Raw genomic sequence first — 24205 nt, 5'->3', positions numbered from 1 at the left:
AGTTCCCCGGATAGAGACGGGGTGAAACTTGCGCGTACCACGCCACTGTAGACGTTGCCCAGACACCGATCTTCGCGGGGGTGGGGTCGTGTTGGCGGGGCTCACCCGTGGGCACGCGTCCCCCTTCCCGTCGCCCCTCGCGTCCCCCCTCGTATCAAGGGGCGGACACCCTTCGGCGCGCCGTTCGGGAGGCGAACCGCCACGGCCACCGGCAGTCTTGCTCCGTCCGCTCATTTGAGGGGCATGGACACGAAAAGAGGGGGCTTTTTCGGGGGTAGGCTCGACAGCGCCGGTACACCCTCAGTCACCGGCTACAGACATGTGGAGAGGAGCCCTGACCCAGGGTGAGCACTAAGCCGACCACCACAGACCTCCAGTGGACCGATTTGGACCAGCGGGCCGTCGACACCGCCCGCATCCTGGCCGCGGACGCCGTACAGAAGGTCGGCAACGGCCATCCCGGTACGGCGATGAGCCTCGCGCCGGCCGCGTACACCCTCTTCCAGAAGGTGATGCGCCACGACCCGTCCGACCCCGAGTGGGTCGGCCGCGACCGCTTCGTGCTCTCCGCGGGCCACTCCTCCCTGACCCTGTACACCCAGCTGTACCTGGGCGGCTTCGGTCTGGAGCTCGACGACCTCAAGGCCTTCCGCACCTGGGGCTCGAAGACCCCGGGCCACCCCGAGTACGGCCACACGGCCGGCGTCGAGACCACCACGGGCCCGCTGGGCCAGGGCGTGGCGAACGCGGTGGGCATGGCGATGGCCGCCCGCTACGAGCGCGGTCTCTTCGACCCGGAGGCGGCCCCCGGCACCTCCCCCTTCGACCACAAGGTCTACGTGATCGCCGGCGACGGCTGCCTCCAGGAGGGCATCTCCGCCGAGGCGTCCTCGCTCGCGGGCCACCAGAAGCTCGGCAACCTGATCCTGCTGTGGGACGACAACCACATCTCGATCGAGGGCGACACCGAGACCGCCGTGTCCGAGGACACGATGAAGCGGTACGAGGCGTACGGCTGGCACGTGCAGCGCGTCGAGCCGAAGGCCGACGGCGACCTGGACCCGGCCGCCCTGTACGCGGCGATCAAGGCCGCCGAGGCCGAGACCGGGCGTCCGTCGTTCATCGCGATGCGCTCGATCATCGCCTGGCCCGCGCCGAACGCGCAGAACACCGAGGCCGCGCACGGCTCGGCGCTCGGCGACGACGAGGTCGCGGCCACCAAGCGCGTCCTGGGCTTCGACCCGGAGCAGAGCTTCGAGGTCACCGACGAGGTCATCGGCCACACCCGCGCGCTCGGCGACCGCGGCCGCGAGGCCCACGCCGCCTGGGACAAGCAGCTCGCCGAGTGGCGCACGGCCAACCCGGAGCGGGCCGCCGAGTTCGACCGGATCCAGGCGAACGAGCTGCCGGCCGGCTGGGAGGCGAAGCTCCCGGTCTTCGAGGCGGGCAAGTCCGTCGCCACCCGCGCCGCCTCGGGCAAGGTCCTCCAGGCGCTGGGCGAGGTCCTCCCGGAGCTGTGGGGCGGCTCGGCCGACCTCGCGGGCTCGAACAACACGACGATCGACAAGTCGTCGTCGTTCCTCCCCGAGGGCAACCCGCTGCCGGAGGCGAACCCGTACGGCCGCACGATCCACTTCGGCATCCGCGAGCACGCCATGGCCGCGGAGATGAACGGCATCGCGCTGCACGGCAACACCCGCATCTACGGCGGCACCTTCCTGGTCTTCTCGGACTACATGCGCAACGCGGTGCGCCTGTCGGCCCTGATGCACCTGCCGGTGACCTACGTGTGGACGCACGACTCGATCGGCCTCGGCGAGGACGGCCCGACCCACCAGCCGGTGGAGCACCTGGCCTCGCTGCGCGCGATCCCGGGCCTGAACGTGGTCCGCCCGGCCGACGCCAACGAGACGGCGATCGCCTGGCGCGAGATCATGAAGCGGCACACCCGCGAGTACCTGAAGGGCGCGCCGCACGGTCTGGCGCTGACCCGTCAGGGCGTGCCGACCTACGCGCCGAACGAGGACGCGGCCAAGGGCGGCTACGTGCTCTTCGACGCCGAAGGCGGCGACGCGCAGGTCGTGATCATCGCGACCGGCTCCGAGGTGCACCTGGCCGTCGAGGCCCGTGAGCGGCTCCAGGCCGAGGGCGTCCCGACCCGGGTGGTCTCGATGCCGTCGGTGGAGTGGTTCGAGGAGCAGGACCAGGCGTACAAGGACTCCGTCCTGCCGCCGTCGGTGAAGGCGCGGGTCGCAGTGGAGGCCGGTGTCGGCCTGACCTGGCACCGGTACGTCGGTGACGCCGGCCGGATCGTCTCGCTGGAGCACTTCGGTGCCTCGGCCGACGCCAAGGTCCTGTTCCGTGAGTTCGGTTTCACGCCGGAGGCCGTCGCTTCCGCCGCTCGGGAATCGATCGCCGCCGCCGCGCGCTGACGCGGATACGTACGACTTTTTGGAGATGCATTTCTCATGACAGACGCTCTCAAGCGCCTCTCCGACGAAGGCGTCGCGATCTGGCTGGACGACCTGTCGCGCAAGCGGATCACGTCCGGCAACCTGGCCGAGCTGATCGACCAGTCGCACGTGGTCGGGGTCACCACCAACCCGTCGATCTTCCAGAAGGCGATCACCTCCGGCGACGGGTACGAGCAGCAGCTCGCCGACCTGGCCGCCCGCAAGGTGACCGTGGACGAGGCCATCCGCATGATCACGACGGCGGACGTCCGCGACGCCGCCGACATCCTGCGCCCGGTCTTCGACGCGACCGAGGGCCAGGACGGCCGGGTCTCGATCGAGGTCGACCCGCGGCTCGCCCACGAGACGGTCGCCACCATCGCCGAGGCCAAGCAGCTGGCCTGGCTGGTCGACCGCCCCAACACGCTCATCAAGATCCCGGCCACCCAGGCGGGTCTGCCGGCGATCACCGAGGTCATCGGCCTCGGCATCAGCGTGAACGTGACGCTGATCTTCTCCCTGGAGCGCTACCGCGCCGTCATGGACGCCTACCTGGCGGGCCTGGAGAAGGCCCGCGAGCGCGGCCTCGACCTGGCGAAGATCCACTCGGTGGCGTCCTTCTTCGTCTCCCGCGTGGACACGGAGATCGACAAGCGCCTGGACGGCATCGGCACCGACGAGGCCAAGGCCCTCAAGGGCAAGGCCGCGCTCGCCAACGCGCGCCTGGCCTACGAGGCGTACGAGGAGGTCTTCTCGGACTCCTCGGAGCGCTGGGCGGCCCTGGACAAGGCGCACGCCAACAAGCAGCGCCCGCTGTGGGCCTCGACCGGCGTCAAGGACCCGGCGTACAAGGACACGCTGTACGTGGTGGACCTGGTCGCCCCGGGCACGGTGAACACCATGCCGGAGGCGACCCTGGAGGCCACCGCCGACCACGGCGAGGTCGCCGGCGACACCATCCGCGGCACCTACGACGCCTCCCGCGAGGTCCTGGCGGCCGTCGGCAAGCTGGGCATCTCCTACGACGAGGTCGTCCAGCTCCTGGAGGACGAGGGCGTCGAGAAGTTCGAGGCGTCCTGGAACGACCTGCTCGGTTCGACCGAGGCGGAGCTCGCGCGCCGCGTCCCTTCGGAGGGCTGACCACCTTGAGCACCGTCGACGGAGCCAACCCGCTCCGTGACGCCGCCGACCGACGGCTCCCGCGCATCGCGGGGCCGTCGGGCCTGGTCATCTTCGGCGTCACGGGCGATTTGTCCCGTAAGAAGCTGATGCCCGCGGTCTACGACCTGGCCAACCGCGGTCTGCTGCCGCCGGGCTTCTCGCTCGTCGGCTTCGCCCGCCGGGAGTGGCAGGACGAGGACTTCGCGCAGGAGGTCCACGACGCGGTCAAGCAGCACGCCCGCACCCCCTTCCGCGAGGAGGTCTGGCAGCAGCTCATCCAGGGCATGCGGTTCGTCCAGGGCGACTTCGACAGCGACGAGGCCTTCGAGCAGCTCAAGGACACCATCCAGGAGCTGGACAAGGCCCAGGGCACCGGGGGCAACTTCGCCTTCTACCTGTCCGTGCCGCCGAAGTTCTTCCCCCTGGTCGTCCAGCAGCTGAAGAAGCACGGCCTCGCCGACCAGAAGAACGGCTCCTGGCGCCGCGCCGTCATCGAGAAGCCCTTCGGCCACGACCTCGTCTCCGCCAAGGAGCTCAACGAGGTCGTCCACGAGGTCTTCCCGCCCGAGGCGGTCTTCCGCATCGACCACTACCTCGGCAAGGAGACCGTCCAGAACATCCTGGCGCTCCGCTTCGCCAACACGCTCTTCGAGCCGACCTGGAACCGGTCGTACGTCGACCACGTCCAGATCACCATGGCCGAGGACATCGGCATCGGCGGCCGCGCCGGCTACTACGACGGCATCGGCGCCGCGCGTGACGTCATCCAGAACCACCTGCTCCAGCTGCTCGCGCTGACCGCGATGGAGGAGCCCGCCTCCTTCGACGCCGACGCGCTGGCCGCGGAGAAGACCAAGGTCCTGGGCGCGGTCCGGCTGCCGAAGGACCTGGCGAAGTCCACCGTCCGCGGTCAGTACGCGGCCGGCTGGCAGGGCGGCGCGAAGGCCGTCGGCTACCTCGAGGAAGAGGGCATCGACCCCCAGTCGAAGACCGACACCTACGCGGCGATCAAGCTGGAGATCGACAACCGCCGCTGGGCGGGCGTCCCCTTCTACCTGCGCACCGGCAAGCGCCTCGGCCGCCGGGTCACCGAGATCGCGGTGGTCTTCCAGCGCGCCCCGCACTCCCCCTTCGACCACACGTCGACGGAGGAGCTGGGCCGCAACGCCATCGTCATCCGGGTCCAGCCCGACGAGGGCGTCACCGTCCGCTTCGGCTCCAAGGTGCCCGGCACCCAGATGGAGATCCGGGACGTGTCGATGGACTTCGCCTACGGCGAGTCCTTCACCGAGTCCAGCCCCGAGGCGTACGAGCGGCTCATCCTGGACGTCCTGCTCGGCGACTCCAACCTCTTCCCGCGCGTGGAGGAGGTCGAGCTGTCCTGGAAGATCCTCGACCCGATCGAGCAGTACTGGGACAAGCACGGCAAGCCCGCCCAGTACGAGTCCGGGACCTGGGGTCCGGTCGAGGCGGACGAGATGCTCGCACGAGACGGCAGGAGCTGGCGCCGGCCATGAAGACCGACCTGACGGACACCACGTCCTCGAAGATCAACAAGGCGCTGGTGCTCGGGCGGCGGGCGATCGGCACCCCGGCCGTCGGCATGGTGCTCACCCTCGTCATCGTCACCGACGAGGAGAACGCCTACGACGCCCTGAAGGCGGCCAACGAGGCCTCCCGCGAGCACCCCTCGCGGACCCTCGTGGTCATCAAGCGGGGCTCGCGCTCGCCCCGGGACCGGGCCAACACCCGGCTCGACGCCGAGGTCCGCCTCGGCGCCGACGCCGGCTCCGGGGAGACGGTGATCCTCCGGCTGTACGGCGAGGTCGTCGACCACGCCCAGTCGGTGGTCCTGCCGCTGCTCCTCCCGGACGCCCCCGTCGTCGTCTGGTGGCCGGTGAACGCGCCGACCGACCCGGCGAACGACCCGCTGGGCGCCCTCGCCCAGCGGCGGGTGACCGACACGTACGCCGCCGAGCAGCCCATCGAGGAGCTGACCGCGCGGGCGGGCACGTACACCCCCGGCGACACGGACCTGTCGTGGACCCGGATCACCCCGTGGCGCTCGATGCTGGCCGCCGCGCTCGACCAGGTCCACTGCACGGTGACCTCGGCCGAGGTGGAGGGCGAGGAGTTCAACCCGAGCGTCGAACTCCTCGCGATGTGGCTGGCCGAGCGGCTGAAGGTGCCGGTGCGGCGCTCCCGGTCGAACGGCCCCGGCCTCACCTCCGTACGGCTGCAGACCAGCGCCGGACCGATCGTCCTCGACCGGCCCGACGGCTCGCTCGCCACCCTCTCCATACAGGGACAGCCGGACCGCGCGGTGGCGCTCAAGCGGCGCGAGACGGCCGAGCTGATCGCGGAGGAGCTGCGCCGGCTCGACCCGGACGACACCTACGCGGCGTCGCTGCGGTACGGCCTGGAGCGGCTCGACGAGGAGGCGGCCACCACCGCCCCCGCGCCCGAGCAGCCGGTGGACGTGACCGCCGCCCCGGCCGAGGCCGCCGAGGCCCCGGCCGAGGCGGAGAAGAAGGCGCCCGCCAAGAAGGCCCCGGCGAAGAAGGCGGCGGCCAAGTGAGCGCCCCTCGCCTGGTGGTCCACCGGACCAAGGAGCTGATGGCCGAGGCCGCGGCGGCCCGGCTGATCACCGCGGTCGTGGACGCCCAGTCCGACCGGGGCACCGCCTCGGTCGTGCTGACCGGCGGCCGCAACGGCAACGGCCTGCTCGCCGCGCTCGGCGCGGCACCCGCCCGGGACGCGATCGACTGGTCGCGGCTCGACCTGTGGTGGGGCGACGAGCGGTTCCTGCCCGAGGGCGACCCGGAGCGGAACGTCACCCAGGCCCGTGAGGCGCTGCTCGACCGGGTCCCGCTGGACCCGGCCCGGGTGCACGCCATGCCGGCCTCGGACGGGCCGTACGGGGACGACGCCGACGCCGCCGCGGCGGCCTACGCGGCCGAGCTGGCCGCGGCGGCCGGCCCGGGGGCCGAGGTGCCGGCCTTCGACGTGCTGATGCTGGGCGTCGGCCCGGACACCCACGTGGCCTCGCTCTTCCCGGAGCTCCCGGCGGTCCGGGAGACCGGGCGGACGGTGGTCGGGGTGCACGACGCGCCCAAGCCGCCGCCGACCCGGATCTCCCTGACCCTCCCGGCGATCCGGGCGGCGCGGGAGGTCTGGCTGCTCGCGGCCGGCGAGGACAAGGCGAAGGCCGCGGCCCTCGCGCTCTCCGGCGACGCGGAGGAGGCGCGGGTCCCGGCGTCCGGCGCCCGCGGCACCGAGCGCACGCTGTGGCTGATGGACACGGCGGCGGCCTCGGAGCTGCCGTAGCGCCGACCGGCCCTCGCGGAGGCCCGGTTCACCGAGAGGTGGGCCGGGCCTCCGGCGTTCTGCCCGGCACTTCGGCCGGGGCGTCGGCCGGGGCGTCGGCCGGTACGAGGAAGGGCGCGAGCAGCCCCGGTACGGCCCGGTCGGCGAGGGCGAGGCCCTGGGACTCCCCGGTGTCCAGGACGTCGTAGGCGCCCTCCCCCGCGGCCGTGGTGGCGGTGACGGTGAGGATCCCGGCACGGCGCTGGAAGTACGACTGCTTGACCGTCCAGCCGATGATCCCGGTCCGCTGCAGGGCGACGGTGGCCCGGCGTACCGTGCCCGAACGGGTCACCAGGTAGCCGCCGCTGACGGTGTGTCCGAGGGAGCGGTACGCGTCCCGGGCCAGGAGCACGGCGAGCGGCGCGAGCACCACGGTCCAGCCGGCCGCCACGTACAGCAGCGTCGGGGTGAGGAGCGCCCCGAGGAGGGCGAGGACGGCGGCGGGCAGCAGCACGGCGGCGAGGGCCCAGCGGAGCCTGCGGGTGCGGGCGGCGCGGGGGTGGGCGGTGAGCGGGGCGGAGGTGGGCGGCTCGGGCTCGCGCAGCACCTCGGCGGCGACGCGGTCGGTGACGGCCCGGGGCGCGGCCGGGAGCAGGGCCTTGAGGTCGGTGTGCTTCTCGTCGTCGTCCTCGGTGAGGCCGGTGGCGACGGCGTCGAGCCGGGCGGCTCCGAAGAGCCGGACGCCGAGCGGCTCGACCCGTTCGACGCCGCGCAGCCGGCGCTCCTCCAGGGTGACCGAGCGGGCGGTGAACAGGCCGCGGCGGACCCGGAGGGTGCCGCCCGGTTCGCGTTCGAGCCGGAAGTTCCACCACATCTCGATCCAGAGGCCGAGGGCGCCGACCGCGCCGGCGAGGGTGGCGAGGAGGACCAGGTCGACGATCATCCAGGTCAGCGAGACGGACGCGAAGCGGTCCCCTATCCAGTCGATGACCTCGGCCTGGGCGCCGAACCACTCGCTGACCTGCATGACCGCGCCGGCCGCGGCGCCGCCGAGGGCGGGGGCGACGAAGGAGACGGGGGCGTAGCGGATCCAGCGGGGGTCGAGGACGGCGAGGGTGCCGTCGTGGGCGGGGTCGGCCGCTTCGGCGGGGCGGGTGAGGAGTGCGCGGCGGAGCCGTTCGCCCTCGGCGCGGGTGACGAGTTCGAGTTCGAGGGTGGACTCGCCGCCGCCGGTGGACTCGCCGGTGCCGATGCGGACCTTGACGAGGCCGGGGACGCGCTGGAGCGGGTTGGCGGTGAGGTCGACGCTGCGGATCCGGTCGCGGGCCAGGGAGCGGCGCTTGAGGAGGAGCAGTCCGGTGTGGAGTTCGATCCGGTCGGGGCCGATCCGGTAGCGGGTGCGCCGGCAGCGCACCCAGTCGGCGACGGTGCCGCCGCCGACGAGGAGGGCGGCGCCGGCGAGGACCCAGGCGACGGCCTGCCACAGCGGCCGGCCGCCGGCGAGTCCGGCGGCCACGGGCACTCCGGCGCCGACCGCGATCCCGCAGAACACGGCGGCGGTGACGAGGAGGGTGCGCGGGTCGAGCCGCCGCCACTCCCCCTCGGGTCCGGCGCTCACGTGGCGTCCCCGGGGGTGGCCCGGGTGAGCGCGGTGAGCCGTTCGGCGAGCTCGGCGGCGAGCTCGTGGTCGAGCCCCTCCGCCCGGAGCGCGCCCTTGGAGGAGGCGGTGGTGACGGTGACGGTGGCGAGCCCGAAGAGCTGCTCCAGCGGGCCGCGTACGGTGTCCACGGTCTGGATCCGGGACATGGGGGCGATCCGCCACTCCTGCCACAGGGCTCCGGTGCGGACGTACACGGCCTCGTCGGTGACCTCCCAGCGGTGCACCCGGTACCACCAGGCGGGGAAGAACGCGGTGCAGGCGAGCCCGAGGGCGGCCAGGACGGCGGCCGCGGCGAGCAGCCAGGTCCTGGCCGGTCCGATCAGGGCGCCGAGCACGGCCAGGACGGCGACCGGGACGGCGGTGCCGAGCAGGCACTGGGTCCGCCACCAGCCGACCGCCCTGCGGTCCACGGCGTTCCTGGGCGGCCGGAGCCGTACCGCGTCCTCCCCCGCCATCGGTCAGCTCCGGCCGCGCAGCGCGCGGTAGGCGGTGACGAGGGCCGCGGTGGAGCTGTCGAGGCCCTCGGTGTCCCCGTCGCCGGTGAGGACGGGCTCGATCCTCTTGGCGAGGACCTTGCCGAGCTCGACGCCCCACTGGTCGAAGGAGTCGATGTTCCAGATCGCGCCCTGGACGAAGACCTTGTGCTCGTAGAGCGCCACCAGCTGGCCGAGGACCGAGGGGGTCAGTTCGTCGGCGAGGATCGTGGTGGTGGGGTGGTTGCCCCGGAAGGTCTTGTGCGGGACGAGCTCCTCGGGCACGCCCTCGGCGCGCACCTCCTCGGGCGTCTTGCCGAAGGCGAGGGCCTGGGTCTGGGCGAAGAAGTTGGCCATCAGCAGGTCGTGCTGGGGGACCAGGCCGGGCAGCAGGTCGGCGACGGGCCGCGCGAAGCCGATGAAGTCGGCGGGGATGACCTTGGTGCCCTGGTGGATCAACTGGTAGTAGGCGTGCTGCCCGTTGGTGCCGGGGGTGCCCCAGACGACCGGCCCGGTCTGCCAGTCGACCGGCTCGCCCTGGCGGTCCACGGACTTGCCGTTGGACTCCATGTCGAGCTGCTGGAGGTAGGCGGTGAACTTGGACAGGTAGTGGGAGTACGGCAGGACGGCGTGCGACTGGGCGTCGAAGAAGCCGCCGTACCAGACGCCGAGGAGGCCGAGCAGGAGCGGGGCGTTCTCCTCCGCGGGGGCGGTGCGGAAGTGCTCGTCGACGAGGTGGAAGCCGTCGAGCATCTCGCGGAACCGGTCCGGGCCGATGGCGATCATCAGGGAGAGGCCGATGGCGGAGTCGTACGAGTAGCGGCCGCCGACCCAGTCCCAGAACTCGAACATGTTGGCCGTGTCGATGCCGAAGTCCTGGACCTTCTCGGCGTTGGTCGAGAGCGCCACGAAGTGCTTGGCGACGGCCTCCTGGCCGGCCCCGAGACCGCCGAGGAGCCAGTCGCGGGCGGAGGTGGCGTTGGTGACCGTCTCGATGGTGGTGAAGGTCTTCGAGGCGACGATGAAGAGCGTCTCGGCGGGGTCGAGGTCGCGGACGGCCTCGTGGAGGTCGGCGCCGTCGACGTTGGAGACGAAACGGAACGTCAGGTCCCGCTGGGTGTAGGCGCGCAGGACCTCGTAGGCCATGGCGGGTCCGAGGTCGGAGCCGCCGATGCCGATGTTGACGATGTTCTTGATCGGCTTGCCGGTGTGGCCGGTCCACGCGCCGGAGCGGACCCGGTCGGCGAAGCCGGCCATCTTGTCGAGGACGGCGTGGACCTGGGGGACGACGTTCTCGCCGTCGACCTCGATCACGGCCCCGCGGGGGGCGCGGAGCGCGGTGTGGAGGACGGCCCGGTCCTCGGTGGTGTTGATCTTCTCGCCGCGGAACATGGCGTCGCGCAGGCCGGCGACGTCGGTGGCGTCGGCCAGTTCGCGCAGCAGCGCCAGGGTCTCGTCGGTGACGAGCTGCTTGGAGTAGTCCAGGTGGAGGTCGCCGACCCGCAGGGTGTAGCCGGTGCCGCGCTCCGGGTCGGCCGCGAACAGCTCGCGCAGCCGGGTGTCGCCCAGCTGCTCCCGGTGCTTGCCGAGGGCCGCCCACTCCGGCAGTCGGTTGAGCCTGATGCGTCCTTCAGTGGTCATTTCGGACATCGCCCACTTCTTCTCGTACGTTTCTGCCCCGCTGCTCCTCCAACCTAATTGATCGCGCGGGGCGATCCGTGCCACCGGTACCGGACACGACGAAGGGCCCCGGTCGCGAAGCCGGTTCGCGTCCGGGGCCCTTCGGCCGGTGTTCGTCCTGTGTTCAGATCTCGCCCCGCAGTTTGGCGAGCGCCTCGGCGAGGATGGCCTCGCCGTCCGCGTCGCTGCGACGCTCCCGCACGTAGGCGAGGTGGGTCTTGTACGGCTCGGTGCGCGGCGGGTCCGGCGGGTTGTCCCGGTCCTGGCCGGCCGGGAAACCGCAGCGGGGACAGTCCCAGGTGTCGGGGACCTGCGCGTCGCTCGCGAAACTCGGCTGGGTCTCGTGCCCGTTCGAGCACCAGAAGGAGATGCGGAGGCGCGGCGCCGACTCGCCCCGCTCGGCCTCCCCCATCGGCCCCGCTCCGACCCGGCTTCCCCGGATCGCGTTGCCACTTGCCACGGTCGTAACTCCCTGCGTGATGGTGCTCGAAGATGCCCCAGTCTACGGAAGGCCCAACGCGCGTCCAGTGTGCGGAGTTACCCGTCCAGCTTCATGAGCAGACCAAGTACCACAATGCAGGCGAACCACAGCACGCCGACCACGACCGTGATCCGGTCGAGGTTGCGCTCGGCGACCGAGGAGCCGCCGACGGAGGACTGCATGCCGCCACCGAACATGTCGGAGAGGCCGCCGCCCTTCCCCTTGTGCATCAGCACCAGCAGCATCAGCAGGCCGCTGAAGACGATCAGGGCGATCGAGAACCCCATAACCACGGCTGGACCAACTTCCTCGGAGCTTGAAAAGGGACGGGGGCCGGGCACCTGCCCGACCCCCGCAAGGGTACGACGGATCACCTCCGCCGCTCTACATCGTCACTGGTCGCGGAAACGGACGATCTTGACGAACTCGTCCGCGTCCAGCGAGGCACCGCCGACCAGGGCGCCGTCGATGTCGGGCTGCGCCATGATCTCGGCGACGTTGCCGCCCTTGACGGAGCCGCCGTACTGGATGCGGATCTTGTCGGCGACGTCCTGCGAGTACAGCTCCGCGAGCTTGCCGCGGATCGCCCCGCAGACCTCCTGGGCGTCCCCGGCGCCGCAGACCTTGCCGGTGCCGATGGCCCAGACGGGCTCGTAGGCGACGACGACCGTCTCGGCCTGCTCGGCCGGGACGCCCGCGAGGCCGCCCTCGACCTGGGCGAGGGTGTGCGCGACTGCGTTGCCGGCCTCGCGCACGTCCAGCTCCTCGCCGACGCAGAGGATCGGGGTGATGCCGTGGGCGAAGGCGGCCTTCACCTTGGCGTTGCAGAGCTCGTCGGACTCGCCGTGGTACTGGCGGCGCTCGGAGTGGCCGACCGCGACGAAGGCGGTGTTCAGCTTGGCGAGCATGGCGCCGGAGATCTCACCGGTGTACGCGCCGGACTCGTGGGCCGACAGGTCCTGGGCGCCGTACTTGATCTTCAGCTTGTCGCCGTCGATCAGGGTCTGCACGGAGCGCAGGTCGGTGAAGGGGACGAGGACGGCGACGTCGACGGCGTCGTAGTCCTTGTCGGTGAGGGTGAAGGCGAGCTTCTGGACGTGGGCGATGGCCTCCAGGTGGTTGAGGTTCATCTTCCAGTTGCCCGCCATCAGCGGGGTGCGGGTGGTCATGGGAAGGTCAGTCCTCCAGTGCGACGAGGCCGGGGAGCTGCTTGCCCTCGAGGTATTCGAGGGAGGCGCCGCCACCGGTCGAGATGTGGCCGAAAGCGTTCTCGTCGAAGCCCAGGATGCGGACCGCGGCGGCGGAGTCGCCACCGCCGACCACGCTGAAGGCCGGGGAGTCGACGAGCGCCTGGGCGACGGCCTTGGTGCCCTCGGCGTAGTCGGGGTGCTCGAAGACGCCCATCGGGCCGTTCCAGAAGACGGTGGCCGCGTCGGCGAGCTTCGAGGCGTACAGCTTGCGGGTCTCCGGACCGATGTCCAGGCCCTCCTGGTCGGCCGGGATGGCGTCCGCGGCGACCGTGGTGGGGTTCGTCGGGGCCTTGGTCTTGAGGTCCGGGAAGGACGGCGAGACCAGGACGTCGACGGGGAGGACGAACTCCACGCCCTTCTCCTCGGCCCGCTTGAGGTAGTCGAGCACGGCCGGGATCTGGTCCTCCTGGAGGAGGGAGATGCCGACCTCGTGGCCCTGGGCCTTGAGGAAGGTGTAGGCCATGCCGCCGCCGACGAGGATGCGGTCGGCCTTCTCCAGGAGGTGGTCGATCACGCCGAGCTTGTCGGAGACCTTGGCGCCGCCGAGGACGACCGCGTACGGCCGCCGGACGTCCTCGGTCAGCTTCTTCAGGACGCCGACCTCGGTGGCGATCAGGTAGCCGGCCGCGTGCGGCAGCTTGCCCGGGAGGTCGTACACCGAGGCGTGCTTGCGGTGCACGGCACCGAAGCCGTCGCCGACGTAGAGGTCGGCGAGGGCGGCCAGCTGGTCCGCGAAGGCGTCGCGCTCGGCGTCGTCCTTCGAGGTCTCGCCGGCGTTGAAGCGCAGGTTCTCGATGACGGCCACCTTGCCGTCGGTCAGGCCCGCGACGGTCGCCCGGGCGGACTCGCCGACGGTGTCGGTGGCGAAGGCCACCTCGGCGCCGAGCAGTTCGCCGAGCCGCGCGGCGGCGGGGGCGAGGGAGAACGCCGGGTCCGGGGCGCCCTTGGGGCGGCCCAGGTGGGAGGCGACCACGACCCGGGCGCCGGCGTCGGCGAGCGCCTTGACCGTGGGGACGACGGCGCGGATGCGGCCGTCGTCGGTGATGGTCGTGCCTTCGAGCGGCACGTTGAGATCGGCGCGGACGAACACCCGCTTGCCCTCGACGCCCTCGCCGAGAAGCTCGTCGATCGTCTTCATCTGTTCACTGACTCCTTGGTACGCGGTGGAGCACACGAGACAGGGCCCGCGCAGCGCTTCGTCGCGCTGCCCGAGCCCTGCTCACATCGAAAGCCCTGCCCTGTTGAACCCTAGTACGTCAGAGCTGGTCGCCGACGAAGGTGGTCAGGTCGACGAGACGGTTGGAGTAGCCCCACTCGTTGTCGTACCAGCCGAGGATCTTGACCGAGTTGCCGTCCTGGACCATGGTCAGCGAGGAGTCGAAGGTGCACGACGCCGGGTCGCTGACGATGTCCGAGGAGACGATCGGGTCCTCGGTGTAGAAGAGGATGCCCTTCAGCGGGCCGTCCTCGGCGGCCTTCTTGAAGGCCGCGTTGACCTCGTCCTTGGTGACCTCGCGGTCCAGGGTGACCACCAGGTCCGTGGCGGAGCCGGTGGGGACCGGGACGCGCATGGCGATGCCGTCCAGCTTGCCCTTGAGCTGCGGGAGGACCAGGGCGGTGGCCTTCGCGGCACCCGTCGTGGTCGGGATGATGTTCTCCGCGGCGGCGCGGGCGCGGCGCAGGTCCTTGTGCGGGAAGTCCAGGATGCGCTGGTCGTTGGTGTACGCGTGGACCGTGGTCATGAGACCGCGGACGATGCCGAAGTTCTCGTCGAGGACCTTGGCCATCGGGGCGACACAGTTGGTGGTGCAGGACGCGTTCGAGATGACGTCGTGGTTCGCCGGGTCGTACTGGTCCTGGTTGACACCCATGACGATCGTGATGTCCTCGCCGGTGGCCGGAGCCGAGATGAGGACCTTCTTGGCGCCGCCGGCGAGGTGCTTGGCGGCGTCGTCGCGCTTGGTGAAGATGCCGGTCGACTCGATGACGATGTCGACGCCGAGCTCGCCCCAGGGGATGTCGGCGGGGTTGCGCTCGGACAGGACCTTGATGGTGTGACCGTCGACGGTGATGGTGTCGGCGGTGTGGGAGACCTCGGCCTTGAGGCGACCCAGGATGGTGTCGTACTTCAACAGGTGGGCCGTGGTCGCGGTGTCGCCCAGGTCGTTGACGGCCACGACCTCGATGTCGGCACCCTGCTCAAGGAGCGCGCGGAAGTAGTTGCGACCGATACGGCCAAAGCCGTTGATGCCTACGCGGATCGTCACGAACCGATCTCCTCGTATGAGAACGCCGGGTGAAATGTCACACCGGCGAGATCTTGATTTTTTTTGGGATGTCCCCGACCGCTTACGACCCTACCCCTCCGGGCGCCGCCGAGTGACATCAAGCGCAGCCGTTCGAGCCCGGAAAGTGACCGGAAAACGGCCGACGGCCCGTACCTACCAACGGGTACGGACCGTCGTGGGACCTTTGTCCTCACTACTCTCCGTCAGCGGCGGAGCGCGGTGAGGCCACGGTCGAGGAGCCGCTGCCGCTCGGCCGCCGATCCGACGTGCTCCAGGCCGAAGCCGAGGAGGACGGTGTCACGGGTGGTGACGGCGGCGACGGAGTGGAAGAGGGCGGGCGAGCGGGTCCAGTCGGCGCCGTTGCCGGGGCTGCCGGCCGGGGCGCCGGGCACGGTCCAGGCGCCGAGCGAGCTCTCGAAGCCCTCGCGCTCGGTGCCCGCCGCGGTGACGAGGCGGACGTCGTCGACGAAGGCGCCGGTCTCGCCGGTGCCGGGGTCGGAGACGTACGAGAGGGAGAGCTCGACCCGCTTGCCCGCGTAGGCGGAGAGGTCGACGGAGGCCTGCCGCCAGCCGTTGGAGGGGCCGGTGAAGGCGTTCCAGGCGCCGCTGGTGCCGGTGGGCGCGCAGCCGTCCTCGCCGAGGGTGAGATAGCGGCCCAGGGCGGGGTGGAGCTTCAGGTAGTAGCCCTCGCCGCAGTCGGCGGGCGGCTCCGTGGAGGTGCCGCCGTTGCGGTCGGGCAGGGTGGTCCAGTCGTCCTGGCCGGCGGTCCTGGCCTCGACGACGAGGTTGTCGTAGCCGGGCTCGGTGTCATGGCTGACCTGGAAGTCGAGCCGGGGCCCGTCGGCGGCGGTGGTGCCGGTGAGGTCGACCGTGCGGCTGAGCCGGGCCCAGGTGTCGTCGGCGTGCCGCACGGCGGCGAAGGACGCGCCCTCGGCCGGCTCGAAGGGGGTGCGCACGCCGGGGTAGTCGCCGGCCGGGGCGCTGGAGGCGAACTGCGGGTACGTCTCCGGGTCGAGGGCGTCGGAGGTGACGGTGAAGGCACCGGCGTTGTCGAGCGGGTTGCCGTCGGCGGCGGCGAGCCCGGTCGGCGGTCCGGCGAGACGTCCGGAGCCCGCGAAGGAGGGCGGGGCGTCCAGACCGGCCCGGTGGTAGGCGCCGAGCCAGTACTGGGCGAAGTCGTTGGACTCGGCCCGGCCGATCCGGGTCAGCCCGCCGGTCTTCTCTCCGGCGGTGAGGAGCTTGCCGCCCTCGTTGAGGTACGAGCGGACGGCGAGCTCGACGGCCCCGGACGGGCGCTCGGCGCCGGTGTACCAGACGACGGTGCGGAAGTGGGAGAGGGCGCCGAGGGCGTGCGGGGCGCCCTGGGTGGCGACGTCCCAGACGGCGGCCTTCCGGCCGGTCGCGGCGAGCGCCCCGGTGTACGCGGCGACGTGCCGCGCGGCGCTCGTACCGCCCTCCTCGGCGAGGACGAGGACGTCCCCGCGGGCGCGTTCGGCGACCCGGTAGGTGAAGGGGGTGGTGGCGGCGGTCCGGCCGTCGCGGCCGCGGGCGGTGAACCAGACCTCGACGGAGTCGCCGGGCCGGGCGCCCCGCACCTCGCCGCGGTACTGGTCGTAGTACAGGTTGTCCTCGCCGCCGTAGGTCTCGCCTCCCTCCCAGGCCTCGACCGCGGCGCGGTGGGTGCGGCCTCCGTTGATCCGGTAGTGGAGGGTCTTGGCGCGCAGCGACTTCCGGGCGGTGACGGCCACCGGCTGCTCCTCGCCGGCGGCGGCGTAGGAGGTGGTGAAGGCGTCGGGGGTGAGGGCCTGGGCCGGGGCGCCGACCGGGGAGACCGGGTCGTCGGGGCGGGCGGCGGACTCGGCGACGGCGAGCGCGAAGGGGATGTTCTTGGCGAACTCGGCCTGGATCAGCTTCTCGTCGTCGGGGAAGGTGAAGACGGAGGCGCAGTCGGCGGCCTCCCAGGCGTCGTTCGGGTCGACGCGGGAGGCGGTGGCGCAGGTGGACATCTCGGGGGTGAACATCTGCATGCCGTTGACGTTGGCGGCGTGTCCGTCGGCCTCGCCGTTGGTGGTGTACAGCTCGGAGGAGACCTGCGGCCGGTAGCCGGGGACCGCGGAGTTCTGCGGGGTGCCCGCGAGCGCCTCCAGGGCGGTGTCGTCCGGGGTGTCGGTGGCGACCTGCCAGCCGACGCCGTAGAGCAGCAGCTGGGCGGCGGAGTGGTAGTTGACGCCGTACGAGAAGCCGATGCGCTTCTGGAAGGCGTCCAGGGCCCGGGTCTCCGGCTCGGACATGGGGCCCTTGCCGCGGTAGGTCTCGTCGGCCGGGTCGGGGGACGAACCCTCGTCGTCGTAGCCCCACTTGTAGGCGAAGTTCCGGTTGAGGTCGACGCCGTCGGCGCCGCCGGTCGTCCCGTCGCCGTCGTTGTCGCGGAGGTTCTTGCGCCACTGGCGGTTGGCCGGGTCGGCGTGGGTGAAGTCGTAGCCGTCGGGGTTGGCGGAGAGCACGAACCACAGCTCGGTGGAGTCGACGATCCGGGTGACCCGCCCGTCGGTCCCGTAGTTGTCGAGGTAGTGGTGGAGCAGCCGCCGGGTCATCTCCGGGGTGATCCACTCGCGGGCGTGCTGGTTGGAGAGGTACAGCGTGGCCGGCCGGGAGCCGTCCCTCGTCTTCCGGGCCCCCTTGCTGACCTTGACGGCGAGGATGTCCTGGCCCTTCACGGTCTTGCCGAGGGAGACGACCTTGGTGAGGCCGGGGTGGTCGGCGGCGGTGGCGAGGATCTCCTCCTTGAGGCCGCCGGGGCCGCCGTAGGGGCGGAAGACGCCGTCGCCGGCGGCGGCCGCGCGCCGGGCGGCGGCCGGGCCGGGGTCGTGCTCGGCGAGCGTGACGCCCCGGCCGCGCAGGGCTCCGGCCTGCGCCTCGGTCAGGTACAGCTCGACGGTGGCGGTGCCCTGCTCGGGCACCCGCTCGGTCAGTTCGTGTGCGTCGGTACCGGCCTCCAGGAGCAGGGGCACCTGCTCCTGGGTGACCGTGGCGCGCCATACGGAGAGGGCGTCGCCGCCCTCCGGGTCCGCCGGCCGCGCTCCGGCGGCGGGTGCCGCCGCGATGCCCGCGACCAGCAGGGAAGCGGCGGCGAGGATCGCCCGCGCTCTTCGTCTCATGAGCCCCCCTTGGTGTGTTCCGTCACGAAGGTGAACGGAGGCCAGGCTCTGGGGCGCTCATGGTCCTGTCAAGGGTGCCTCGCGGCAACGGCCGCGGGACGGCGGGATGGTGGCGTAAGGTCAGAAACGTTTCGCCTCAGCGGAGTTCACGCTTCCGCGGATACGCGAACGGCCCCCCGTCCCGGCAGGGGCGGGGGGCCGTTCGGGGAAGCCGTTCGGGGGCCGTGCGGACCGGCCGGGTGGCCGTCCCGGGCGGCCGGGGGCGGCCGTCCGGAAGGGCCGCCGGACTCAGCCGACCAGGCTCTCGTCCAGCTCCTCCGTCAGGTTCGACTCGGTGCCGGGGATGCCCAGGTCCTGCGCCCGCTTGTCGGCCATGGCGAGCAGCCGGCGGATCCGGCCGGCCACCGCGTCCTTGGTGAGCGGCGGGTCGGCGAGCGCGCCCAGCTCCTCCAGGGAGGCCTGCTTGTGCTCCATGCGCAGCCGGCCGGCCGCCGCGAGGTGCTCGGGCACCTCGTCCGCGAGGATCTCCAGGGCGCGCTGCACCCGGGCTCCGGCGGCGACGGCGGCCCGGGCCGAGCGGCGCAGGTTGGCGTCGTCGAAGTTGGCGAGGCGGTTGGCGGTGGCGCGGACCTCGCGGCGCATCCGCCGCTCCTCCCAGGCCAGCACCGACTCGTGCGCGCCGAGCCGGGTGAGCAGGGCGCCGATCGCGTCGCCGTCGCGGACCACGACCCGGTCCACCCCGCGGACCTCGCGGGCCTTGGCGGCGATGGAGAGCCGCCGGGCGGCCCCGACGAGGGCGAGCGCGGCCTCCGGACCCGGGCAGGTGACCTCCAGGGAGGAGGAGCGGCCCGGCTCCGTCAGCGAGCCGTGGGCGAGGAAGGCACCCCGCCAGGCCGCCTCGGCGTCACACGTGGCCCCGGAGACCACCTGCGGGGGAAGACCCCGGATGGGGCGGCCCCGGCCGTCGACCAGGCCCGTCTGGCGGGCCAGCTGGTCGCCGCCCGCCACCACGCGCACCACGAAGCGGGAGCCGCGCCGCAGCCCGCCGGGGGCCATCACGATCAGTTCCGAGCTGTGCCCGAAGATCTCCAGGATGTCCCGCTTCAGCCGCCGGGCCGCCATCGCCGTGTCGAGCTCCGCCTCGATCACGATCCGGCCGCTGACCAGGTGCAGACCGCCCGCGAACCGGAGGATCGACGAGACCTCCGACTTCCTGCAGCAGGTCCGGGTGACGGGAAGCCGGGAGATCTCGTCCTTCACCGCTGCCGTCATCGCCATGGGCCGATCCTTCCATGCATCCGAAAAATACGGTCGTACGCGGCGGCCAGGCGCTCCGGGTCGTGCTTCGGAGAGCCGTCGGCGCGGGCCACCGGCGCCAGCTCCAGCGCGGCGCCGAGCCGCTTGGCGGCGTCGACGAGGGGTTCCCTGGCTGACACGTCGGGCACGGCGGCCTCGTCGGCCAGCACCACGTCCAGGGCGAGTTTAGGGGCGTGTCGTCCCAAAACCTCCAAATGACGCTGCGGGGAGAAGCCCTCTGTTTCTCCCGGCTGGGGCGCGAGGTTCAGCGAGAGCACCTTGCGGGCCTTGGTCTCGACCAGCGCGTCGAGCAGTTCGGGCACGAGGAGGTGCGGGATCACCGAGGAGAACCAGGAGCCCGGACCGAGGACGACCCAGTCCGCGTCGAGGACCGCCGCGACGGCCTCCGGCACGGCCGGCGGGTCGTGCGGCACCAGGTGCACGGACTGCACCTCGCCCGGGGTGAGCGCCACGGTGGCCTGCCCGCAGACGGTGTCCACGTCCTCGGGGCGCTCCGGGTCGTGGCCCCTGACCAGGGCCTGGAGCTCCAGCGGCACGGCGGACATGGGCAGCACCCGGCCCTGGGCGCCGAGCAGCCGGCCCACCAGGTCGAGGGCCTGCACCGGGTCGCCGCCCAGCTGCTCCCAGAGGGCGACGATCAGCAGGTTGCCGACGGCGTGGCCGCCCATCTCGCCCTTGGACCGGAAGCGGTGCTGGATGACCCGGGCCCAGGTCTGGCCCCAGTCGTCGTCGCCGCAGAGCGCGGCGAGCGCCTTGCGCAGGTCGCCGGGGGGCAGCACGCCCAGCTCCTCCCGGAGCCGGCCGCTGGAGCCCCCGTCGTCGGCGACGGTGACGACCGCGGTGAGGTCGCCGGTGATCCGCCGCAGCGCGGCGAGGGAGGCGGAGAGGCCCATGCCGCCGCCGAGGGCGACGACCTTCGGCTGGGCACCACGCCTGCGGAGCGCCCGCTTCACCGAGAGGGTGGAGGAGGGACGCCGGCGGTACGGCTTCACTCGCGCCCCATGTCGCGGTGGACGACCACCGTCTCCACGCCCTCGGCGGCGATGCGGGCGGCGAGCTTCTCGGCGGTGGCGACCGAGCGGTGCTTGCCGCCGGTGCAGCCGACGGCGATCGTCACGTACCGCTTGCCCTCGCGGCGGTAGCCGGCGGCGATCAGCTGGAGCAGCTCGGTGTAGCGGTCCAGGAACTCCTTGGCGCCGGGCTGGTTGTAGACGTAGTTCGCCACCTCCTCGTTGAGGCCGGTGTACGGGCGCAGCTCGGGGACCCAGTGCGGGTTGGGCAGGAAGCGCATGTCGACGACGAGGTCGGCGTCGACCGGCAGTCCGTACTTGAAGCCGAAGGACATGACGGTGGCCCGCAGCTCGGGCTCCTCCTCGCCGGCGAACTGGGCGTCCATCTTGGCGCGCAGCTCGTGGACGTTGAGGCTGGAGGTGTCGATGACCAGGTCGGCGTCGCCGCGCAGCTCGCGCAGCAGGTCGCGCTCGGCGGCGATGCCGTCGACGATGCGGCCGTCGCCCTGGAGCGGGTGGGGGCGGCGGACCGACTCGAAGCGGCGGACCAGGGCCTCGTCGGAGGACTCCAGGAAGACGATCCGGCGGGTGACCTGCTTGGCGTCGAGGTCGGCGAGGGACTCCCGCAGGGCGTCGAAGAACTGCCGGCCGCGGACGTCGACGACGACCGCGATCCGGGCGACGTTGCCCTGGGAGCGGGCGCCGAGCTCCACCATGGTGGGGATCAGCGCGGGCGGCAGGTTGTCGACGACGAACCAGCCGAGGTCCTCCAGACACTTCGCCGCGGTGGACCGGCCGGCTCCGGACATGCCGGAGATGATCACCAGCTCGGGGATGGCCGCCTCGGCGCCGTTGTCGCCCGCGGTCTCCTTCGTGCCCGTACTCACGTGTCCTGCTCCGTCTTCTCGGTGGTGCCCGTCGTGCTCGTGGTGCCCGTCGTGCTCGGTCATGCCGTGGTGCCCCCGTCGTCTTCCATGATCTCTCCTGTGGCCGTGTTCACGGCGGGTGCGGCGGGGGCCGCCTGGGCCAGGGCCACGGCGACCGCCTCCGCGGTCTTCCGGCCGAAGCCGGGGACCTCACAGATCTGCTCGATTGTCGCCTGCTTCAGCCTCTTCACCGAGCCGAAATGCTTGATCAGGGCCTGTTTGCGCGTGTCGCCGAGGCCGGGGACGGCATCGAGGGGGCTGCTCCGGAGCCGTTTGGTCCGCTTGGAGCGCTGATAGCGGATGGCGAAATCGTGAGCGGTGTCACGGACCCGCTGGAGGAGGTAGAGGCCCTCGCTGGAGCGGGGCAGCACCACCGGGTCGTCCTCGCCGGGCAGCCAGACCTCCTCCAGGCGCTTGGCGAGCCCGCAGACGGCGACGTCGTCGATGCCCAGCTCGTCGAGGGCCCGGCGGGCGGCGGCGACCTGCGGCTGCCCGCCGTCGACCACGACGAGCTGCGGCGGGTAGGCGAAGCGCTTGGGCCGGCCCTCGTCGCCGGCCTCGTCGACGGCGACCTCGCCGTCCTCGCCCCACTCCCCCGTCTTCTCCTTCTCCGCGAGGTAGCGCCGGAAGCGGCGGCCGATCACCTCGTGCATGGAGCGGACGTCGTCCTGGCCCTCGAAGGACCTGATCTGGAAGCGGCGGTACTCGCTCTTGCGGGGCAGCCCGTCCTCGAAGACGACCATGGAGGCGACGACGTCCTCGCCCTGGAGGTGGGAGATGTCGAAGCACTCGATGCGCAGCGGCGCCGACTCCAGGTCCAGGGCCTCGGCGATCTCCTCCAGGGCCCGGGAGCGGGTGGTGAGGTCGCTGGCCCGCTTGGTCTTGTGCAGGACGAGCGCCTGCTGGGCGTTGCGGGCGACGGTCGCCATCAGGTCCTTCTTGTCGCCGCGCTGCGGGATCCGCAGGGAGACGTTGGACCCGCGGCGGCCGGAGAGCCACTGGGTGACGGCCTCGGTGTCCTCGGGCAGCGCCGGGACCAGGACCTCCTTGGGCACGGCGTCGCCGCTCTCCTCGCCGTAGAGCTGCTGGAGCGCGTGCTCGACGAGCCCGGCGGTGTCGACGGCCTCGACCTTGTCGGTGACCCAGCCGCGCTGGCCGCGGACGCGTCCGCCGCGGACGTGGAAGATCTGGACGGCGGCCTCCAGCTCGTCCTCGGCGAGGGCGATGAGGTCGGCGTCGGTGGCGTCAGCGAGGACGACGGCGCTCTTCTCCATGGCCCGGCGCAGCGCCTCTATGTCGTCGCGGAGCCGGGCGGCCTTCTCGTACTCCATCTCCTCGGCCGCCGCCGTCATCTGCTTCTCCAGGCGGCGGATGTAGGTGCCGGTGCGGCCGGCCATGAAGTCGCAGAAATCCTCGGCCAGTTCGCGGTGCTCCCCGGGGTCGACCCGGCCGACGCAGGGCGCCGAGCACTTGCCGATGTAGCCGAGCAGGCAGGGCCGGCCGGCCGAGGCCGCGTTCCGGAACACCCCCGCCGAGCAGGTCCGTACCGGGAAGACCCGCAGCATCAGGTCGACGGTCTCGCGGATCGCCCACGCGTGCGCGTACGGCCCGAAGTACCGCACGCCCTTCTTCTTCTGCCCCCGCATGACCTGGACGCGCGGGAACTCCTCGTTCAGCGTCACGGCGAGGTAGGGGTAGCTCTTGTCGTCCCGGTACTTCACGTTGAACCGGGGGTCGTACTCCTTGATCCAGGAGTACTCCAGCTGGAGCGCCTCGACCTCGGTGGAGACGACCGTCCACTCCACGGAGGCGGCCGTGGTCACCATGGTGGCGGTCCGCGGGTGCAGGCTCGCGAGCGGCTGGAAGTAGTTGGCCAGCCGCTGCTTCAGCGACTTCGCCTTCCCGACGTAGATCACCCGCCGGTGCTCGTCCCGGAACTTGTAGACACCCGGGACGTCGGGAATCTGCCCCGGCGCGGGTCGATAGCTGGTGGGGTCGGCCATGCGCCCACCCTACTGGCGCACGGTGACAGGACGGGCCCGCACGGGGCGGCCCGGGAGCCCGTCCGCGGGGCCTGGTCCGGGGGACGGCCCGGGCCGCCTCGTGGGCGACCCGGGCCGGCGGCCGGCGGCCGGGAGCGGGTGGTCCGGAGCGGGCGGTCAGGAGCGGGCGGTCAGGACTCCGGGGTGCGGCGGCCCGCCGCCCGGCGGCGGAGGGCGGTGGCGCCGATCAGGGCGAGGGCGGCCACGGCGCCGAAGGCGGCGACCGTGGAGGCGGCGGTGGCAGCGGCCGGCTGGTGGCGGGGCCCGCCCGCCGCCGTGCCCTCGGCCGGCGCGGTGGGCCCGGCGGCCGCGATCACGGGCGCGGAGCCGGGCGCGGAGCCGGGGGCCTCGGGGGCGTAGCCGCCGGCCGCGCCCTTGCGGGCGTAGGCGGAGTCGGGGAGCTTGTCGGCGTAGGCGCGCGTGACGCGGTCGCGGTAGGCGGCGAGGGTGGTGCCGTCCCGGCCGACGGCCCGGACCGCGTCCTCGTCCAGCGGGAGCACCCTCGTCCCCTTCTGGACGTACCAGGCGTCGATCTGCGGCTCGCGGAAGACGAGCCCGCCGGGGAGCTTCCCGGCGCCTTCCCGGGCGTACCGGAGCTCGTCGTCGCCGGTGGCGATGTTCACCACCTGCCAGCCGGCGGCGCTCCGTACCGTCCACAGGGACGCCTTCCGGCCGTCCGCGGCGACGGCGAGGCTGGCCCGGAACTCCTCCCGGGCCACGGGCGCGCCCGGCTTCCCGGCGACGAAGTCCGCGGAGAGGATCCGCACCGGGACGGACGCGCCGGATATCCGGGGCGCCGCGTCGGCGCGGGCGAGCGCCCCGTCGCGGGCGAAGAAGCGGCCGAGGGTGGCCAGGGTCTCGGGCGCGGCGGCGGCCCGCTCGGCGGTGGGCGCCACCGGCAGCGGCGCGCCGGGGCCCGCGGCGGCGGCCGGGGCGGCGGCGCCGAGGGCGAGGAGCGCGGCGGCGGCTCCGGTGACGAGTGCGGTCGTGGTGGTCATGG

19 protein-coding genes are annotated in these 24205 nt (G+C 72.4%); 5 read left to right on the top strand and 14 right to left on the bottom strand.

Going from position 1 to position 24205, the window contains the following annotated elements; genetic code table 11:
• Positions 1–344: 344 nt before the first annotated feature.
• The 5 genes from tkt to pgl are packed head-to-tail and all read left to right on the top strand — an operon-like array spanning position 345 to position 6941.
• On the top strand, positions 345–2432 hold the full coding sequence (gene tkt / locus ABZ621_RS04735) for a transketolase (protein ID WP_360600665.1): 2088 nt from the start codon (positions 345–347) through the stop codon (positions 2430–2432).
• Between the two features lie 36 nt (positions 2433–2468).
• On the top strand, positions 2469–3593 hold the full coding sequence (gene tal / locus ABZ621_RS04730) for a transaldolase (protein ID WP_360600663.1): 1125 nt from the start codon (positions 2469–2471) through the stop codon (positions 3591–3593).
• Positions 3594–3598: 5 nt separating this feature from the next.
• On the top strand, positions 3599–5131 hold the full coding sequence (gene zwf, locus ABZ621_RS04725; protein ID WP_360600661.1) for a glucose-6-phosphate dehydrogenase: 1533 nt from the start codon (positions 3599–3601) through the stop codon (positions 5129–5131).
• The gene (gene opcA, locus ABZ621_RS04720; protein WP_360600659.1) at positions 5128–6192 is read left to right on the top strand and encodes a glucose-6-phosphate dehydrogenase assembly protein OpcA; all 1065 of its coding nucleotides are present in this window, start codon (positions 5128–5130) and stop codon (positions 6190–6192) included. Before zwf ends, opcA begins: the two co-directional genes overlap by 4 nt.
• Complete coding sequence (gene pgl / locus ABZ621_RS04715) at positions 6189–6941, top strand: 6-phosphogluconolactonase (protein WP_360600657.1); 753 nt, start codon at positions 6189–6191, stop codon at positions 6939–6941. Before opcA ends, pgl begins: the two co-directional genes overlap by 4 nt.
• 28 nt (positions 6942–6969) lie before the next feature.
• Here the strand turns inward: pgl and ABZ621_RS04710 are convergent, their stop codons facing one another.
• From ABZ621_RS04710 to ABZ621_RS04645, 14 genes are all read right to left on the bottom strand, one after another.
• A complete protein-coding gene (locus ABZ621_RS04710; protein WP_360600655.1) occupies positions 6970–8538 on the bottom strand; it encodes a PH domain-containing protein in 1569 nt (522 codons plus the stop codon).
• Positions 8535–9035: a PH domain-containing protein gene (locus ABZ621_RS04705; protein ID WP_360600653.1), complete on the bottom strand. Its 501-nt coding sequence runs from the start codon at positions 9033–9035 to the stop codon at positions 8535–8537. The genes ABZ621_RS04710 and ABZ621_RS04705 overlap by 4 nt, the downstream gene beginning before the upstream one ends.
• Before the next feature lie 3 nt (positions 9036–9038).
• Positions 9039–10694, bottom strand: coding sequence for a glucose-6-phosphate isomerase (gene pgi / locus ABZ621_RS04700; RefSeq protein ID WP_360600651.1), 1656 nt, complete (start codon positions 10692–10694; stop codon positions 9039–9041).
• A 163-nt stretch (positions 10695–10857) separates the two neighbouring features.
• Entirely contained in the window at positions 10858–11193 is a 336-nt protein-coding gene (locus tag ABZ621_RS04695; RefSeq protein WP_003957010.1) for an RNA polymerase-binding protein RbpA, read from the bottom strand.
• A gap of 77 nt (positions 11194–11270) precedes the next feature.
• Positions 11271–11501, bottom strand: a complete 231-nt coding sequence (gene secG, locus ABZ621_RS04690; RefSeq protein ID WP_031002768.1) for a preprotein translocase subunit SecG — start codon at positions 11499–11501, stop codon at positions 11271–11273.
• Positions 11502–11606: 105 nt separating this feature from the next.
• Positions 11607–12383 carry a triose-phosphate isomerase gene (tpiA, locus tag ABZ621_RS04685; protein WP_360600649.1) on the bottom strand — a complete coding sequence of 259 codons (777 nt, stop codon included), beginning with the start codon at positions 12381–12383 and terminating at the stop codon, positions 11607–11609.
• Positions 12384–12390: 7 nt separating this feature from the next.
• Positions 12391–13602 (bottom strand): phosphoglycerate kinase, encoded by a 1212-nt coding sequence (locus ABZ621_RS04680; RefSeq protein WP_360600647.1) that lies wholly within the window; start codon positions 13600–13602, stop codon positions 12391–12393.
• Positions 13603–13720: 118 nt separating this feature from the next.
• Positions 13721–14731, bottom strand: a complete 1011-nt coding sequence (gap, locus tag ABZ621_RS04675) for a type I glyceraldehyde-3-phosphate dehydrogenase (RefSeq protein WP_360600645.1) — start codon at positions 14729–14731, stop codon at positions 13721–13723.
• A gap of 224 nt (positions 14732–14955) precedes the next feature.
• A complete protein-coding gene (locus tag ABZ621_RS04670; RefSeq protein WP_360600643.1) occupies positions 14956–17910 on the bottom strand; it encodes a M14 family zinc carboxypeptidase in 2955 nt (984 codons plus the stop codon).
• A 288-nt stretch (positions 17911–18198) separates the two neighbouring features.
• Positions 18199–19188, bottom strand: a complete 990-nt coding sequence (gene whiA, locus ABZ621_RS04665) for a DNA-binding protein WhiA (protein ID WP_031002759.1) — start codon at positions 19186–19188, stop codon at positions 18199–18201.
• Positions 19179–20219 carry a uridine diphosphate-N-acetylglucosamine-binding protein YvcK gene (yvcK, locus tag ABZ621_RS04660; protein WP_360600641.1) on the bottom strand — a complete coding sequence of 347 codons (1041 nt, stop codon included), beginning with the start codon at positions 20217–20219 and terminating at the stop codon, positions 19179–19181. The genes whiA and yvcK overlap by 10 nt, the downstream gene beginning before the upstream one ends.
• Positions 20216–21187 carry an RNase adapter RapZ gene (gene rapZ, locus ABZ621_RS04655; protein ID WP_360600639.1) on the bottom strand — a complete coding sequence of 324 codons (972 nt, stop codon included), beginning with the start codon at positions 21185–21187 and terminating at the stop codon, positions 20216–20218. Before rapZ ends, yvcK begins: the two co-directional genes overlap by 4 nt.
• A complete protein-coding gene (gene uvrC, locus ABZ621_RS04650) occupies positions 21184–23166 on the bottom strand; it encodes an excinuclease ABC subunit UvrC (protein WP_360600637.1) in 1983 nt (660 codons plus the stop codon). Before uvrC ends, rapZ begins: the two co-directional genes overlap by 4 nt.
• Positions 23167–23336: 170 nt before the next feature.
• Complete coding sequence (locus ABZ621_RS04645; RefSeq protein WP_360600635.1) at positions 23337–24203, bottom strand: hypothetical protein; 867 nt, start codon at positions 24201–24203, stop codon at positions 23337–23339.
• Between the last annotated feature and the right edge of the window lie 2 nt (positions 24204–24205).

It is taken from the genome of Streptomyces sp. NPDC007863, assembly GCF_040633895.1.
GTDB lineage: Bacteria > Actinomycetota > Actinomycetes > Streptomycetales > Streptomycetaceae > Streptomyces.
Note: the sequence above shows the minus strand (reverse complement) of the source record. Positions and strands in the feature narration are given on the sequence as shown.

Bases quoted from the DNA above. Each gene is read 5' to 3' on its own strand.
- whiA (WP_031002759.1), bottom strand. From the start codon at position 19,188: ATGGCGATGACGGCAGCGGTGAAGGACGAGATCTCCCGGCTTCCCGTC.
- ABZ621_RS04680 (WP_360600647.1), bottom strand. From the start codon at position 13,602: ATGAAGACGATCGACGAGCTTCTCGGCGAGGGCGTCGAGGGCAAGCGG.
- ABZ621_RS04670 (WP_360600643.1), bottom strand. From the start codon at position 17,910: ATGAGACGAAGAGCGCGGGCGATCCTCGCCGCCGCTTCCCTGCTGGTC.
- ABZ621_RS04705 (WP_360600653.1), bottom strand. From the start codon at position 9,035: ATGGCGGGGGAGGACGCGGTACGGCTCCGGCCGCCCAGGAACGCCGTG.
- tal (WP_360600663.1), top strand. From the start codon at position 2,469: ATGACAGACGCTCTCAAGCGCCTCTCCGACGAAGGCGTCGCGATCTGG.
- tpiA (WP_360600649.1), bottom strand. From the start codon at position 12,383: ATGACCACCCGCACCCCGCTGATGGCGGGCAACTGGAAGATGAACCTC.
- opcA (WP_360600659.1), top strand. From the start codon at position 5,128: ATGAAGACCGACCTGACGGACACCACGTCCTCGAAGATCAACAAGGCG.
- secG (WP_031002768.1), bottom strand. From the start codon at position 11,501: ATGGGGTTCTCGATCGCCCTGATCGTCTTCAGCGGCCTGCTGATGCTG.
- ABZ621_RS04645 (WP_360600635.1), bottom strand. From the start codon at position 24,203: ATGACCACCACGACCGCACTCGTCACCGGAGCCGCCGCCGCGCTCCTC.
- pgi (WP_360600651.1), bottom strand. From the start codon at position 10,694: ATGACCACTGAAGGACGCATCAGGCTCAACCGACTGCCGGAGTGGGCG.
- rapZ (WP_360600639.1), bottom strand. From the start codon at position 21,187: ATGACCGAGCACGACGGGCACCACGAGCACGACGGGCACCACCGAGAA.
- uvrC (WP_360600637.1), bottom strand. From the start codon at position 23,166: ATGGCCGACCCCACCAGCTATCGACCCGCGCCGGGGCAGATTCCCGAC.